The organism is Loktanella sp. M215 (genome assembly GCF_021735925.1).
Taxonomy (GTDB): domain Bacteria; phylum Pseudomonadota; class Alphaproteobacteria; order Rhodobacterales; family Rhodobacteraceae; genus Loktanella.
In genome coordinates, this window is the sequence record NZ_WMEA01000006.1 from 22077 (window position 1) to 37722 (window position 15646).

Here is a 15646-nt window from a genome sequence, read left to right on the forward strand (position 1 = left end):
CGAAACCGGCAGCAGCTCAGTGTTCCAAATTGGAGTAGATCCGTTCAACACATCCCCCTAAGCCAGTTTGCCTAGAATAAAGTCGTTCAGCAGCGGCTTTTCGTACCCTTTGATTGCCGGGTTTGTGACCCAGCTGCGGTCAAGCCGCATTCTATCCCACAGGGCATCAATATCGTCTGAAAAGTCTGTTCCGTCTCTTTCAGCTTTTTGCATGCAGCGCGCTAGTTCAAAGGCCATTGAGGCATGCGCCATTTTGAAATGTACCGGGGTTGCGTTTTCCAGCGCTGCGACTGCATTGAGGAAGGCAGAAATAGACACAAGTCGGTCCGCGATCTTAAGGCCTGCCGACAGATGATTTTGGGAGGCCCGATTACGCACCCAGTTATAGCTTTCAAACTTCATCATCGAAATCGAACGGGCCGCGTTAAACACCTGCTGGTTAAAAACCCTATCCTCGCCCAGACGCATGCCGATATCGAACTTAATGCCCGTTTTGCTAATAAGATGTCGTCGGATAAGCATATTCCAACTGGTATAAAGTTGGACTAGGCCGGGCATGTCCGCATAACATGTGCGCAAGACTTCTGGTTGGTGATAGTGTTCTGGAGCGTTCAGACTCAAATGGTTATCCACATGCATTACATGCGAGCCGCGCACAACATCTGCGGAAACAGACCAAGCCCGATCTAAAAGCTGGCCAAGCCCGCCACTGCGCAGCGTGTCGTCTCCATCTACAAAACAGACGTATTCCCCGCGCGCATTATTCATCCCAATGTTGCGCATTGCCGATGGCCCCAAATTATGGCTTGAGCGAATAGAAATCACCCGTTCATCCCGCCGAGCAAGGCCTTCCACCTTATACCAAGTTTCATCAGTACTGCGGTCATCTAAAACGATCACCTCGATATCCTGTACGTCTTGCTGGACGATCGAGGCTACGGCCTTCTCGATGGTTTCCGCATTGTTATGGGTGGTGACGATTACCGACACCGCGGGGGCCTTTATTATAATCTCGGGTGCAGAAAACGTTGCAGGCGTTCTTGAGAGCTGCGGGCGTGATGCCTCTGACTTAGGCTGAGTCACAGGCTCTGCTATAATCGGGGCAAAGTTATAAAAGCAAAAGTATCGGTTTTTTTCTTTACTGCTACACTCTGGTTCCAGCACACACTCCTGCATAAAAGGATGCAGTGAAAATGGATTGATATTCAAATTTATGTTAAAATAGCCCCAGCCTTCGATATCCAAATATTCGGAAAATCCGCTGTTTTTGCTCAAAAATATATGGGACGGAGCCGCTAAGTATTTGCCGGATTTTTTGATCCTTTCAACCACGCGAAGCGCCATTTCGGGGGGCATGTGAAACAGGATATCCCGCGCGATGATCAGATCGACGTCCGGTAAGGCTTCGCTACTGACATCACGCACATGAAAATCCACGCCGTCTTGGCCATGCTTGGCGCGCAGCGCATCAACAAGGCCTTGTGAAGATTCCCAGCCCTCATAGGTGATGTGCCGTCCGGGAATGGGATGGGGAAAGCCCAAATGCTGCATCCAGTTCCAATCGCCACACCCCAAATCCAAGACGCTGCGGATCGGCAACTCGCGGAGTTTGCGCAACAGCAATTTGGAGGCCGCCGCTGCCGCTGTCAGTTTGCTGCCAGGCCCAGAGGCGGATTCGCGACGTCCCTCGGATTTTTCCATCAGCCCATAATCTACAAAAGCCGCCGCGGCTTTTAGATTGCTTTTAGTTTCGCTCATCCTGTCATCCCCCCCACAAGTGCTGCCAAAAATGCCTCTCCGCCCTCAAAGGGCTGCGGAAACTGCGCGTTAAGCGCAGGGGTCATTTTGTACAACCGCCTTTGCTGGTCCGAGATCTTTTGTCCGCTGCGGTAGCGCCCAAGCGTCCAGTCGTTTTGGCATACGGGTTTTTGCTGGTACTCCAGCAATCGTTCGGCATAGCTGTTGCTCATTTGGTCCAGGACGTCTTTGCCTTTGATCCACGGCTCTGAGGCCACGTCATACATGCCCAGGTTTTTCGAACCGACCTTCATAAAGCCGGAATAGTGCACAAAATCGAGCGGCAACCCATCCACGAATATAGTCCCGCTTGCATTGCGGGTGACCTCGCGCTGAAAGGTGTTCCAGCGCGCCAAGTTCAATGTGGGGCGCCGGATCACACCCACATGATCAAAATATGACGGTGCCAAATCAATCCACTTTTGGTCGGTAAACAAATGGCGCTTGGCATCGATCACGCAGTGTCGCTGGAGCCGGTGCCACCACCAGTCTGCAAACTTCTTTCCCTCTGCCGAGTTTCTGACCCCCAAAAAGCCCAAGTTGAACGTGCCCACCCGGTGCTGGTTCAATTCAAATTTGATCCAGTCGGCTTGGGTATGCGGCAAACAGCAATGTGGCGTCAGCACAATGTCTTTGGTGTATAGTTTATCGAACACCACAGTCAAATCACTGTGGATTTCGCAATCTGGGTCCAAAAATAGAGCTACTTCGCAGTCTTTACGCTCCAACAGCTTTTTGAGCACAAAACCTTTAATGGCGGTGGCCAACTCCATCACACTGTGCCCAAATACCCAGGCCATGTGGTTGGGCAGGTCTTGTTCTAGCTCAGAAATCGGCCAGACTTCGTCAAAGTCGGAATCGCCAAAATCAAAATCGCTTGGATATGTATCGGCGAGCATCAAAACTGTTTTGACATCCCCAAGATGTGCTTTGGCCGAAGCCGCCAAAAGCCGTGCGTTAGGGTAGTAGTTTAAAGCACAGGTTGTAAAAATATACCTCACGTCCACTCCACTCGTTTTGTGTCACAAAGTCCAAAGACTCTAATGCGACCTGTCTTCTTTTTGACCGTACTGCGCATAATGAAAAAGTAGATTTATTTCCACTTCAATAAATTCTTTGTACAACGTAAGATATTTGACCATGGAAAAGATAGGCAATGGATTCCGCCCTTCACTGGCCCCGAACCGTACATAGCGCTTGAACGGATCAATAGCTCCTTTCCAATCGCTACGGGCGCTTCCGCAGCTGTCTAACTAGCCGGCCTCCGATACGGATCGGTGCGCTGATCCGCCACGAAGTGCTGGTTGTATATTCGTGGCGCACATCTTGGATCTGCTTCTTCAAGGTCACAATTTCATTTTTCTGGGACTGATGTGCTGCCTTCAGCTTGTTCAATGCTTCTTGGGCCACGTTGTGCCGTTCTTGGGCCACATTGTGCCGTTCTTCCAACTCCTTCAGCGCGGCTTTGGCAAAGACTTCAAGCAGTTCAGCCCGTGCAAACTTACCGTCAATGTCTAAGATTAACTGGTCCTCAATGCTTTGTGGCGCAGCTGATGGATTCTGAAGCGAAACATCCATTCCGCAAAGCGCATCCCAAACCGCAATCGCTCGATCTCGGACATCAGCGGACACCACATAAATTGGCCGGGGCTGGGACAACAATGAGCTGTCCAAAAAATCTTTGCCGCTTTGGGTGGGCGTATCAACGCCAAATTTGACCGAGACCGCCTGAAGCACATCAAAGCCGTTAATAATAGCGGCATGGCCAATAACCATGCAATCCTCTGGGTACGCTTGGCACAGCTTGATATATGCTTCGTTGTGCTCGACCCAAAGCCGTAATGCGAGGTCGGGGTCTTCGTAAAACCGTTTTGGCAGTTCAAGGGTGCCTCGCGTTCGCACAAATTCGCGCAGGCTTCTTTTTTGCAAAGACAGCGCGCTGGCATTAGGTGAACGATACAGCACCAACACTTTAAACTCCGGTGCGACGCGCATCCATTCAAACAAATACCGGCCGATGCGTGGGTCCTTCATACACCACGCGCCGTCGGAGTGTTCTGCCCTTTGGTTGAAATAGGCGCGCAGCTCAGTCAAATCGCTTTCAGATAAGGGCGCCTTGTGTTCAAGAGAGGTCGCCCAATCCACGCCCTTCGCGTTCATCAACCGGTCATGCATATTTACCAGACCCCAGCTTTCGAAAAAGCCTTTCGTATTGCTCTCGGTTCCTTTCATCAGGTCAATGCCTGCGCTGATGCCCGAGTTGTGCAACATCCCCGCAACAGACGACGTACCGCTGCGGTGAAAGCCCCCAACCACGATCCCATGGCCCGGCTCGCGCCGTCTGGGTGCGACTGTTAGCACGCCATTGGCCGAATATACGTTGGGATTTTGCCATTCGATATCGCCAACCAGCGGATCGTTCCAGTCGATCACATCAATCTTGTCGTCAAAGGCTTGGGCATGCATTGCCCAGACAATTTGGCATTCGGGTTGCTTCAAAGATTGGCAGGTGTTATAAACTCGGTCTGCCAAGTCTCTGGACACCTCCAGATTCCGGTAGTGGATCAGCCCCGTGTTACAGATCGTGACATCTATTTTATCACCCTGCGCCAGACGGTTATTTATAAACGCCTTTGTGGGCTCCATATGCCGTGCATAGCGCTCGTAAGGCAGAGCAGCGTCAATTTCGACATTGACGGACTTTTTGGCGATCGGGGTCTTGCGGATCAAAAGAGATGCGTCCGTGGACCGCTTGAGAATATTTGAAACATGCTCGGACGTGACGTTGAATTTGTGATCAAAGTACAAAACCGATTTTGGAAGCTCCAAGAATTCTTCGATAATCGGACTTTCGTTTAGAAATTGGAGGTACTTAACCCACTTCGATTGTAGTGAAGATTCAAGATAATCATTCGTAAGAACTGGGTGAAACGTCTTAATAAATCGCCAACCCTGCGCGTAAGCATATTCTCCAATCACATCGCTATTTGAAAAAAACAGGCACTCGACCCCTGAAAGTCTTGGCGCTTTATATACTCCGAAATCGCGATCGTCACCAAACAGGCCCGTCACCACATAATGATTTTCAAGGTTTTGTGTTGTATGGGTCTTTTTGATCTTCATTTGAGGCGCTCAATGTTGGTGATGCTTTGATGCTTGGGTAGACAGGGTCCGCTTACCACCTACGCTGCTGTATTTTGAAGAGCAACTCTGATTTAGGTTGTATCTCGAATGTGGTGAAAACCTTCTGAGGTTTACTGGGCTCTGTTGCACAAACCCGGTGAGGGATTCATGTCGCGAATCCAGTGTGGTAGCTGGACCTCATGAGCAAACCGACATCACCTACCTACAAGACGACGAACTGGGCTGATTATAACGCGGCGCTGAAGCGCCGCGGATCACTGACGATCTGGTTCGATCCCGAGATGAACTGGGATGCCGAACCTTCCGGCAAGAGGGGCAGATCGCGGAATTTCATTGGTAAGCCGGATCAGTAAACCGTCCGGGGGATGGTTTACCCGGCGAACGCGATTCAGACTTGCCTGACTATGAAAGTGCTTTTCGGGATGGCGCTTCGCCAGACGACGGGCTTCGTCGAGAGCCTGCTGCGGCTGACGGGGCTGGACTGGGCCGTGCCTGACTTCAGCACCATCTGCCGCCGTCAAAGGACGCTTGCGGTGAACATTCCGTATCGTGGCGCGAAGGGCCCGCTGCACCTGCTTATTGATAGCACCGGCATCAAGGTTGAAGGTGAAGGCGAATGGAACGCCCGCAAGCACGGCGGCCCCAAACGACGCGTCTGGCGCAAGATCCACATCGGCATTGATGAACAAACGCTGGAAATCAGGGCAGTCGAGATCACGGGCAGCAACTCGGGCGACGCGCCGATGCTACCTCATCTCCTCAACCAGATCCCGCGCGATCAAGAGATTGGTAGCGTGACTGCCGATGGTGCCTACGACACGCGCAGATGCCACAACGCCATCGCTGACCGCGGTGGGGCCGCGGTCATCCCGCCACGCAGAAATGCTCAGCCATGGAAGCCAACCACTGCCGGTGCCATCGCCAGGAACGATGCATTGCGCGCGTCAAGATATCTGGGTCGGGCCCTCTGGCGGAACTGGAGCGGCTACTACCGCCGGAGCCGCGCCGAAACAAAGATGCATTGTGTAAAGCTATTGGCCCAGCGCCTGATGGCGCGCGACTTCGACCGGCAAGTCGCCGAGGTTCAGGTGCGCGTTGCGATCCTGAACGGCTACACCGCCCTTGGCATCCCTGTCACGAAAGCCGTGGGATAAATCCGTCTGGGGAAAGGGGAAAACCGTTCGTCAGCTGATATGCGCAACAAAGCCGCGCAGATGCAGAACCGCGCCCTGGAACGTGCCGGCCTCGAGTCGCGGGTCGATCACCGCTCGCTGGAGGATCAGCGGGAAGCCGCCCTTGAACGCGGCGAGGAGCTGGTCGTCATGACGCTGGACCGCGATCCCGAGATCAAGCTGGGACCGGCGGCCAACGCCATGGAGCGCAAGGCACGGCGCGTGGCTGAGCACAATGGCACGGAGTACACCCCCGTCACCCAGCGCGGGGCGCAGGTGCACGGCGTCCGCCAGCAGCGCAGCCTCATGGCCGATTTGCTGGAGCGCATGGTGCAGGCCCGCGACATCTACACGGCGGCGCGTGAGGCCGACGCCAGCCGGTTGTTTGCGGCCACCGAGGCGGCGCGGGCATTGTTCTCCGGGGCAGGGGCCAGGGACTTCGCTGCGAGCTTCAGCCGGGCGTACCAAGGGAAGGAGGCCGAGCGGCATCCGACAAAACTGCACGGTGGGTTCCTTCCCCCGTTCTGCGTAGCGTCCGATTGAAACTGGATCTGCTCGGTTCCGGCACAGCTTCATTTAAATGTCATAACGCTCCCGACGGCACGAACCAGACCGGCGTCAGACACTTGCGTGTCTCACCCTGATCCGCATCTTGCCTGATCAATCCGCACGCAAAAGCCAGTAGTCACATTGAGCATGGCATAGCGATGCCCGACGTCGACAGGTGCTGTCATCACTCCCGGGCGTAGACATCCTCATAGCGGATGATGTCATCTTCGCCCAGATAACTCCCCGTCTGCACCTCGATCAGGACCATCGGCACCTTGCCGGGGTTTTCCATCCGGTGCACGGCGCCCAGCGGGATATAGACCGACTGGTTTTCACTGATCAGCTTCACGCTGTCGTCGACCGTCACCTTGGCCGTGCCCTGCACCACGATCCAGTGCTCTGACCGGTGATGGTGGGATTGCAGCGACAGCGCGGCCCCCGGATGCACGACGATCCGCTTCACCTGAAACCGCTCGCCCACGACGAGGCTCTCGAACCAGCCCCAGGGGCGGTGGTCCTTGGGAAAGCTTTCCGCCTGCGGGGCCTTTTGCGATTTCAGCGCAGCGACGGCCTGCTTGACCTCCTGGGTGCGGCCCTTGTGCGATACCAGCACCGCATCGGGCATGGCGATGGCCACGATGTCATCCAGACCGATGCCCACGATCGCCTGACCCGGCACCTCGGACCGCAGCAGGGTGTTGGTGCAGTCGATCGCCGTGGCGGGGCCGGACAGGGACACGCCGTTCTGCTCCGTCTCGCGCCAGACCGCGGCCCAGTCGCCCAGATCCGACCAGCGCCCGGTGTAGGGCACGACCGACAGGTTGTCCGCCTTTTCCATCACCGCGTAGTCGATGGAAATCGCCTGTGCGCGTTCCCACTGCGTCGCCGCCAGCCGGGTAAAGCCCAGATCCGATTTCGCGTGATCGAGCGCGCCCTGCACCGCCGCAACCATGTCGGGCGAGAAGGTTTCATATGCAGATTTGATGGATGCGACCGAAAACAGAAAGATTCCTGCGTTCCACAGATACCGCCCCTCGGCCAGCATCGCCGTGGCGGTCGCCGCATCGGGCTTTTCCACGAAGGCGCGCAACGGCTGCGGGGCCACGTCGCCGGTGGGGGCGGACGCCATCTCGAGGTAGCCATACCCGGTCTCCGGCCGGTCGGGGCTGATGCCGAAGGTGACCAGCTGCCCGGCCTGCGCCGCAGGCACGGCGGCGGCGACGGTGGCGTTGAACTGGTCCGCATCGGGGATCACGTGATCCGAGGGCGCGACCAGCATCAGCGCGTCGGGGTCCTGTGCATACAGATAGAGCGCCGCCGCCAGCACCGCGGGGGCGGTATCGCGGCCTGCGGGTTCGATCAGTACCGCACCGGGTATGATCCCCGCCTGATCCAGCTGCTCGGTCACGATGAAGCGGAAGGCATCCGCCGTGACGACGATGGGGGCGGCATAATCCGTCCCCGCCAGCCGCGCCGCACTGGCCTGAAACAGGCTCGTCTCGCCCATCAAGGCGGAAAACTGCTTGGGATAGCTTTTGCGCGACAGCGGCCAAAGCCGCGTGCCAGAACCACCGCACAGAAGAACCGGAACAATCATGTCAAATCTGCCTTTATGCCCGTTGGTGTGATCCCAAAGGGACCGTCCTGCCATCATGCTGAAATTATGGTTCCTCTTAAGGGTTTCATCTGACCAGATAAACGCCCCGCGGCGCGTCCCGCATTCAATTCACACCGTGACGCCTATTTGGCGCGCACCGCCGCACCGCTGTCCAGCTGCGCCAGATACCACGCATAGGTCTGGGCGACCCCGTCCGCCAGCGCGATGTCCGCCGTCCAGCCCATCCGGGCCAGACGGCTCACATCCATCAGCTTGCGCGGGGCGCCGTCGGGCTTGGTGGGATCGGTCGTGATCTGTCCCGCAAACCCCGTGACCTGCGCGACCAGCTGCGCCAGCTCCAGGATCGTCACGTCCTGCCCGGTGCCCACGTTGATGTGGGACAGCATCGGTTCGGTCTCGGCGGCGTAGGTCGCCCGGTCAAGCTCCATCACGAAAAGCGAGGCCGCTGCCATGTCATCGACGTGCAGGAACTCCCGCATCGGCGTGCCGGACCCCCAGATCACCACCTCAGCGTCACCGGCCCGTGCCGCGTTATGAAACCGCTGGATCATTGCGGGCATCACGTGGGAGTTTTCCGGGTGAAAGTTGTCACCCGGGCCATACAAATTCGTCGGCATGACCGAGCGGTAGTCGCGCCCGTACTGCCGGTTGTAGCTTTCGCACAGCTTGATGCCCGCAATCTTGGCGATCGCATAAGGCTCGTTGGTGGGTTCCAGCGTGCCGGTCAGCAGGGCGTCCTCGGCCATCGGCTGGGGGGCTTCGCGCGGATAGATGCAGGATGATCCCAGCTGCAGCAAGCGCTGCACGCCCGCCGCATGGGCCTGATGGATCACGTTGCATTCCATCATCAGGTTTTCGTAGATGAACTGCCCAGGGTATGTGTTGTTGGCGACGATCCCGCCGACCTTCGCCGCCGCAAGGATCACGACGTCGGGCTTTTCCGTCGCCATGAAGTCGCGCACCGCCACCTGATCGGTCAGGTCGAGGTCCGCACTGGTGCGGGTGATCAGGGTCAGATCCGCGCCCGCGTCCAGGCGTTGCGTCAGCTGGCGCAAGGATCGCGCCCCCCACCATGCCGCGATGGCCTGCGATATAGACGCGCATCGCCTTACCCTTCCAGGCTGACGGGCATTTCCAGCCCGTGCGCCTTCAGCAGGGCGTGGCGCTGTGCGGCCTTAAGGTCATTCGCCACCATCTCGGCACACATCTCCTGCGCCGTGATCTCAGGCACCCAGCCGAGGTTCGTCTTCGCCTTGGCCGGATTGCCCAGCAGGGTTTCCACCTCGGCGGGGCGGAAATAGCGCGGGTCGATGCGCATCACGACGTCGCCTACGGCAATATGGGGTGCAAGGTTGCCCTCGACCTTGGTCACCGTCGCGATCTCCTCGACACCGGTGCCGGTGAACGCCAGCGTCACACCCAGCTCGGCGGCGGACCAGATGATGAACTCGCGCACGGAATACTGCACACCGGTGGCGATGACGTAATCCTCCGGGCTGTCCTGCTGCAGCATCATCCACTGCATCCGGACGTAGTCCTTGGCGTGGCCCCAGTCGCGCAGGCTGTCGATGTTGCCCATATAAAGGCAGTCCTCCAGCCCCATCGCGATATTGGCCAGACCCCGGGTGATCTTGCGGGTGACAAACGTCTCGCCACGCCGCGGGCTCTCGTGGTTGAACAGGATCCCGTTGCAGGCATAGATCCCGTAGGCCTCGCGGTAGTTCACCGCGATCCAGTAGGCATACATCTTGGCCACGGCGTAGGGCGAACGCGGGTGGAAGGGCGTGGTCTCGGTCTGGGGCGTCTCCTGCACCAGACCGTAAAGCTCGGAGGTCGAGGCCTGATAGAACCGTGTCTTCTTCTCCAGCCCCAGAAAGCGGATCGCCTCCAGCAGGCGCAGGGTGCCCATAGCGTCGACGTCGGCAGTGTATTCCGGCGCCTCGAAGCTGACGGCCACATGGGATTGCGCCCCGAGGTTATAGACCTCGTCGGGCCGCACCTCACTGATGATCCGCGTCAGGTTGGAACTGTCGGTCAGGTCGCCGTAGTGAAGCTGGAACCGCTGGTTGTCGGTATGGGGGTCTTCATAGATATGATCCACGCGCGCGGTGTTCAGCGATGACGCCCGACGCTTGATCCCGTGCACCACGTGCAGCAGTTCCGCCAGATAGGATCCGTCCTACCCGGTGACACCGGTGATGAGTGCGCGTTTCGTCATCTGAAATCCAACCCCGTCCTGTTCAGCGCCCTGTCTGTGACAAGGATGTGATTCTCACAACCTCCTGACACGCGGGCGAAGACGAATTGCGTTGCGCTACCATGCGCCGCAGCGCGCGGCCATGTTGGACTCCATTCACCCTGTCCGGCTCACAACCTCTGCATCCCACCGGTTTGCAGGAGCGCGCGCCATGACCACCTTTTCCCCCCGTCTCGACCTGCCCTTCATCGAGGCTGCACAGGCCCAGAAGCATGTCACCCACAATGCCGCCCTCGAACGGCTGGACGTGATCGTGCAGCTCTGCGTGCAGCAGTTCAACGCCAAAACCCCGCCCGCCAGCCCTGTGAACGGCCAGTCCTGGGCGCTGGGGACCACGCCGACAGGCGTCTGGGCCGGACGTGCGGGTCAGATCGCGACCTTCGCCGGCGACGGCTGGCTCTGTGTCATCCCCGGCCCCGGCTGGCGCGCCTGGGGACTGGCGGAATCCGCCCTGCGGATCTGGACCGGCACCGCCTGGGCAGGCGCGGGGCTGGGGGCGGGTGATCTCAACAACCTGCCCGGCGTGGGCATCAACGCCACCTCCGACAGCACCAACCGGCTGTCGGTGGCGGCGGAGGCGACGCTCTTCAACCACGCAGGCCGCGGGCACCAGATCAAGATCAACAAGTCAGCCGCCGGTGACACCGCCAGCCTGCTCTACCAGACCAACTACGGCGGCCGGGCCGAGATGGGGCTGGCGGGCAACGACGACTTCGCCCTCAAGGTCAGCGCCGACGGCGGCACCTGGAACGCGGCGCTGACGGCGCAGGCGGCGACGGGCGGCGTCACGCTGCACCATTTGGCCACGCTGGTCCCCGGGACGGCGCCCGCGGCTCCTGCGCGCGGCACGGTCTACTATGACGATGCGGGCGAGGTACTGCGCTGCTTTGACGGCGCGGTGTGGCGCGACCTGTTCTGAGCGGTCTGCGAGGGGGAGGGGTCAGAGGGGGCTCTGCCCCCGGCTGCGCCTCCCCCGAAGTATTTTCGACCAGAAGAAGGCGGATCAGCGCGTCACGCGGCCCTTGAGCCAGCCAAGGAAAGCGGCGTCGGCACTGCGCAGCACGGGGCGGCCCGAGGCAGCCCAGAAGCCGCGCCATTCGGCCTCGAGCGCGTGGACGTCGAAGCCGGGGGCCAGGCGGCGGGCGGCCTCCAGCGTGTCCGCGCTCAGCGGGCGCAGGCCGGCCTGATCGGCGGAGAGGCCCTTGCGGGTGATGCAGATGATGTCGCCGGATTCCTCTTCCAGCGCGTAATCGGGCAAGCCGTTGGTCTCGATCATCCGGCGGAGTGCCGCGCGGAAGACGCGCAGGGGCGCGTCGGAGCCTGCCTTTTCGTGCAGGGTCGCGACACTCGCGCGCCAGATCCGCTGCTGGCCGCAGTGCTTGCGGGCGATCTCGTAGATCCGGCGTTCCAGCGGTTTGCGCAAGGAGAAGTAGTCCCGTGACAGCGTCAGCACGGATTTCGACTGCACCGCCCGGAACAGCCATTCCGACAGCGTCACGGTCACGCTGACCATGCGGCCGCCGCGGGACTTGCGCACGATCTCCCAGGCCTCGATCAGGCCGAAACCGGATGTCGTCTCTTGGTCGCCGGTGACGATGTTGGTGGTGATCCGGGTGCCTGCCAGCCGCTCGAACGCCTCGCACAGGCGCACGTAGCTGTCGCCGCCCGTGTCGCGCTGCGTGGCGATCAGCAGATCATGAGCGGTCAGCGTCAGCTTGCGCGCAATGGCGCGGCCTGCGTTCACCGCCGCCATCAGCTGGCTGATGCAATAGATCAGGATGTCCTTGTCATGGATCGTGGCGCGGCCCCGGACGCTTGGCGTCACGGTAATCGTCGTGTCGCCGCGGGCGTAATGGCGGATCAGACGGTCTGGCCGGGTCGAGAGCGAGAACATCGGATGCTCCATCCCGCCCATGTCGGTCTTGGGGGAGGCGTCGAAGATATCGCAGACGAAGAAGTCCGCGGGTCCCCCCTGCGCCGATGCCGCTGCTGTCATGCCCGTGCCTGTCTGTCTGGCGCCCCGGTTATTATGGGGCTTTGCTGCTCTGCCGGACATTGCCGGAATCACCCGAAGTGTCTTCGTGGTTTCAGTGACACCCTAGAGTTATCCACAGCCGTCTGTAAACCGCGCCGATCGGGGTATCGGAGTCGCCGCCTCGGGGTATCAGAGTCGCCCTTTCGGGGTATCGGAGTCGCAGCGGTGTTTCAGATGCGCCTTTCCTTGCGCAAATTCAGGGCTTTGCAGAAAAGGCAGGACACCGTAACTATCACCTAACGGATTTTAACACCGCTTTTTTTTGGCAGCCCCCTGATGACGGGTCGGGCGATAGTGAAAACCCCCTGATTTGCTCAGAAAAAATAGGTTATGTGCAACCTTTTCTTCCATGTGCGACGTTTTGTGGTATCTTGTTCAAAAGGCCGCACATAAGGGCAGATAGGCGATGAGCAGCAGTACCCCCCTCCCCCCGTATTTCCGGATCAACCCCGATCAGGCCATGGCCGATCTGGACGATCCCGTGACCACCGCAGGCTTTGCCGCCATCGCCGGATCCGCCCGCGACGGGCGCGACGATTTGGCGGGGCGCGGTCTGGCCGAGGACGGCAAGCGGCACCTGCGCCTGTTTTCGACGTGGGAGATCACGCGCTATCTGATCCCCGTGGCCCAGGCCCATTTCCGCCGCGTGCTGAAGCAGCATCCCGACTGGCCGCAGGGCCGGTCCGAGACGGAGGCCGGCGCCAAGTGGTTCACCCTCGACGAGGTGCTGACCTTGCGGGCGCATTTCGGCAAGGAGGGATCGAAGGCGAAGGAGTACCAGCCCTACCGCCCCAAGGGCCTGCCGGCCAAGATGGTCGCCGTTGCGAACTTCAAGGGCGGCGTCGGCAAGACCTCGACGGCGGCGCACCTCGCCATGTCGGCGGCCCTCGACGGCTACCGGGTGCTGGTGATCGACCTCGACAGTCAGGCGAGCATGACTTCCGTCTTCGGTGGCACCGTGGCCGACGAATGGCAGACGGTCTTCCCACTACTAGCGCGTCACTATGCGAAACATCTGCAAAGCGACAACCAGCGGCGGATGGATCGCGGCGACAGCCCGATCCCCCTCGACGACACCCTGACAGAAGCCCTGGGGATGACCGCGCAGTCCCTCGTCCAGAAAACCCACTGGCCCAACATCGACCTGATCGGCGCCCAGCTGAATTTGTATTGGGCCGAATTTCAGGTCCCCGTCTGGCGGATGCAGGGCCGCGGCTGGAAGCTCTGGGATGCGCTGACCGACACGCTGGAGGCGGACGGGATCCTCGACGCCTATGACGTGGTCTTCATCGACACCCCACCCGCGCTGGGGTACCTCACGATCAACGGGCTGGCCGCCGCCGACATCCTGCTGGTGCCGGTGGGGGCAAGCTTTCTGGAGTTCGACTCCACGGGCCGGTTCTTCGACATGCTTCACACCACCTTCCAGTCCATCGAGGATGGCGAGAACCTCGCCGCCCGTGCCTTGGGTCGGCCAGAGATGGCGTTCCAGTGGGACGCGGTCCGTGCGGTCGTCACGCGCTATGACGGCAACCAGCAGGCGGAACTCGCGGGGCTGATGCAGGCCTACCTCGGCAAGACGCTCTCACCGCACCGGCAGGATTTCACGGCGCTGATCGGTCAGGCCGGTGAACAGGTGCAGGGCATCTACGAGGCGGACTACCGCGATTTCAACCGCGAGACCTATGCCCGCGGCCGCGAGACGTTCGATGCCACCTACGCCGCCTTCAAGACTCTGCTGCTGGGCGCCTGGCGCAAGGATGAAATCGCGCTGCGGGACGCTGAAAAAGCGGCGGCCGGGACGGCGGCGGAGTGATGGCTATTTTACATAATATGTATCGCATGCGAAACATTTGGGTTTTGAAATGTATTTTTGGCGCGAGCCCTCACCCCACCGCGCGGCCCGGTCAGACGGCATTAACCACGCTGCAGCACCCTGCCCTTTTCGCGAAAGGTGTCCCACATGGCCAAACGTAAACGCCTGACCCCCCTGCCGAGTGCCGCATCCGGTAACGCCCGCCCTGCCCCGCTGGCGGCACCGGAAACAAAATCCGCTACGACTCTGACCCGGGGGTTAGGCTCTGTCCGGCCGCCCATCGCAGAGGTCGCCCATGATGCGGCATCCGCCAATGCGCTGGCAGAGGTCGCCCAGACCCTGACCGCCGCCCGTGCCGAGGGGCGTCTGATCCAGCGCCTGCCGCTGCACCTGATCGACGCAGACCATCTGGTGCGTGATCGCCTTGTGGCCGATCCCGAGGAAATGGGCGTCCTCAAGGACAGCATCCGCCAGCGTGGCCAGCAGACCGCGATCGAGGTCGTGGCGCTGGAGGATGGACGCTATGGGTTGATCTCTGGCTGGCGGCGGCTCGGTGCCCTGCGCGATCTGCTGATCGAGACGAAAGAGCCTGCGTTCGAGACGGTTCTGGCCTTGATCCGCACGCCGGCGGACGCGGCTGAATCCTATGTCGCCATGGTCGAGGAAAACGAGATTCGCGTCGGGTTGTCGTTCTACGAACGCGCCCGCATCGTGGTGCGCGCCGTGGATCGCGACGTGTTTCGCAGCGACCGCGTGGCGCTGGCGCAGCTCTTCGCCGCCGTGTCCCGGTCCAAGCGGTCCAAGATCAACCAGTTCATCACCATCGTGCGGCAGCTGGATGCCGGCCTGAAATACCCCACCGCCATCACAGAACGCAGCGGTCTGGCCCTTGTGCAGGCGTTGGAGGCTGATGAGAGCCTTGCACAGAGACTGATCACGGCGCTTGCCGCCAAACCGGATCGGACCGCGGAAACCGAAGGCCAGATCATCGCACGCACCATGGCCGATGCGGAGACACCCCCCACCGCCCCCCTGATCACCGGAGAGCGGCCGCGCAAGCATTCAGAGCCTGAACCGTTGTGCGAGGGTCTGGTTTTGCGGGTGGAAAAGGACGGTGCGTTCCGCCTGACCGGCCCCGCGCTGGAAAACCGGTTCTTTGTCAGTCGCCTGATGGCTGCGTTGCGCGATCTGGACACGGCCTGATCAGACCCTGCTGCAGGGATTTCAGAGTCTGTTTCGCTGCGTGACATCATGCAAA

Annotated in this window: 10 protein-coding genes and 2 pseudogenes; 5 read left to right on the forward strand and 7 right to left on the reverse strand. The window is 59.8% G+C overall.

The genetic code is table 11. The annotated features are described in order from the left end of the window. Nucleotides 1-57: 57 nt before the first annotated feature. From GLR48_RS23385 to GLR48_RS23395, 3 genes are all read right to left on the reverse strand, one after another. Nucleotides 58-1758, reverse strand: coding sequence for a glycosyltransferase (locus tag GLR48_RS23385; protein ID WP_237066326.1), 1701 nt, complete (start codon nt 1756-1758; stop codon nt 58-60). Next, nucleotides 1755-2798, reverse strand: a complete 1044-nt coding sequence (locus GLR48_RS23390; RefSeq protein ID WP_237066327.1) for a hypothetical protein — start codon at nt 2796-2798, stop codon at nt 1755-1757. The genes GLR48_RS23385 and GLR48_RS23390 overlap by 4 nt, the downstream gene beginning before the upstream one ends. A gap of 226 nt (nt 2799-3024) precedes the next feature. Further along, nucleotides 3025-4920 (reverse strand): hypothetical protein, encoded by a 1896-nt coding sequence (locus GLR48_RS23395; protein ID WP_237066329.1) that lies wholly within the window; start codon nt 4918-4920, stop codon nt 3025-3027. A gap of 200 nt (nt 4921-5120) precedes the next feature. Here GLR48_RS23395 and GLR48_RS23400 point away from each other — a divergent pair. Together GLR48_RS23400 and GLR48_RS23405 are read left to right on the forward strand one after the other, a co-directional pair. Further along, nucleotides 5121-6095 (forward strand): annotated as a pseudogene (locus GLR48_RS23400) (IS5 family transposase). A 39-nt stretch (nt 6096-6134) separates the two neighbouring features. Further along, nucleotides 6135-6656 (forward strand): MobA/MobL family protein, encoded by a 522-nt coding sequence (locus tag GLR48_RS23405; RefSeq protein WP_237066331.1) that lies wholly within the window; start codon nt 6135-6137, stop codon nt 6654-6656. Nucleotides 6657-6846: 190 nt separating this feature from the next. Here GLR48_RS23405 and GLR48_RS23410 read toward each other — a convergent pair whose 3' ends face one another. The 3 genes and pseudogenes from GLR48_RS23410 to gmd form a co-directional block, all read right to left on the reverse strand. Then, nucleotides 6847-8259 carry a mannose-1-phosphate guanylyltransferase/mannose-6-phosphate isomerase gene (locus GLR48_RS23410; protein WP_237066334.1) on the reverse strand — a complete coding sequence of 471 codons (1413 nt, stop codon included), beginning with the start codon at nt 8257-8259 and terminating at the stop codon, nt 6847-6849. Nucleotides 8260-8402: 143 nt separating this feature from the next. After that, nucleotides 8403-9384: pseudogene (gene fcl, locus GLR48_RS23415) on the reverse strand (GDP-L-fucose synthase). 4 nt (nt 9385-9388) lie between these two features. After that, entirely contained in the window at nt 9389-10447 is a 1059-nt protein-coding gene (gene gmd, locus GLR48_RS23420; protein WP_237066509.1) for a GDP-mannose 4,6-dehydratase, read from the reverse strand. A 241-nt stretch (nt 10448-10688) separates the two neighbouring features. On the opposite strand from gmd, the gene GLR48_RS23425 reads away from it, so the two are divergent. Beyond that, nucleotides 10689-11456: a DUF2793 domain-containing protein gene (locus GLR48_RS23425; RefSeq protein WP_237066336.1), complete on the forward strand. Its 768-nt coding sequence runs from the start codon at nt 10689-10691 to the stop codon at nt 11454-11456. Between the two features lie 84 nt (nt 11457-11540). Here GLR48_RS23425 and GLR48_RS23430 read toward each other — a convergent pair whose 3' ends face one another. Continuing rightward, nucleotides 11541-12533 (reverse strand): replication initiator protein A, encoded by a 993-nt coding sequence (locus GLR48_RS23430; RefSeq protein ID WP_237066338.1) that lies wholly within the window; start codon nt 12531-12533, stop codon nt 11541-11543. A 445-nt stretch (nt 12534-12978) separates the two neighbouring features. Here GLR48_RS23430 and GLR48_RS23435 point away from each other — a divergent pair, with 445 nt between their 5' ends. Together GLR48_RS23435 and GLR48_RS23440 are read left to right on the forward strand one after the other, a co-directional pair. Then, entirely contained in the window at nt 12979-14388 is a 1410-nt protein-coding gene (locus GLR48_RS23435) for an AAA family ATPase (RefSeq protein WP_237066340.1), read from the forward strand. 147 nt (nt 14389-14535) lie between these two features. Then, on the forward strand, nt 14536-15591 hold the full coding sequence (locus GLR48_RS23440; RefSeq protein WP_237066342.1) for a ParB/RepB/Spo0J family partition protein: 1056 nt from the start codon (nt 14536-14538) through the stop codon (nt 15589-15591). The last annotated feature ends 55 nt before the right edge of the window (nt 15592-15646 follow it).

What these genes read in the sequence shown, in the direction of transcription:
- GLR48_RS23395 (WP_237066329.1), bottom strand. Translation starts at nt 4,920, where the DNA reads ATGAAGATCAAAAAGACCCATACAACACAAAACCTTGAAAATCATTAT.
- GLR48_RS23385 (WP_237066326.1), bottom strand. Translation starts at nt 1,758, where the DNA reads ATGAGCGAAACTAAAAGCAATCTAAAAGCCGCGGCGGCTTTTGTAGAT.
- GLR48_RS23410 (WP_237066334.1), bottom strand. Translation starts at nt 8,259, where the DNA reads ATGATTGTTCCGGTTCTTCTGTGCGGTGGTTCTGGCACGCGGCTTTGG.
- GLR48_RS23435 (WP_237066340.1), top strand. Translation starts at nt 12,979, where the DNA reads ATGAGCAGCAGTACCCCCCTCCCCCCGTATTTCCGGATCAACCCCGAT.
- GLR48_RS23440 (WP_237066342.1), top strand. Translation starts at nt 14,536, where the DNA reads ATGGCCAAACGTAAACGCCTGACCCCCCTGCCGAGTGCCGCATCCGGT.
- GLR48_RS23430 (WP_237066338.1), bottom strand. Translation starts at nt 12,533, where the DNA reads ATGACAGCAGCGGCATCGGCGCAGGGGGGACCCGCGGACTTCTTCGTC.
- GLR48_RS23405 (WP_237066331.1), top strand. Translation starts at nt 6,135, where the DNA reads ATGCGCAACAAAGCCGCGCAGATGCAGAACCGCGCCCTGGAACGTGCC.
- GLR48_RS23425 (WP_237066336.1), top strand. Translation starts at nt 10,689, where the DNA reads ATGACCACCTTTTCCCCCCGTCTCGACCTGCCCTTCATCGAGGCTGCA.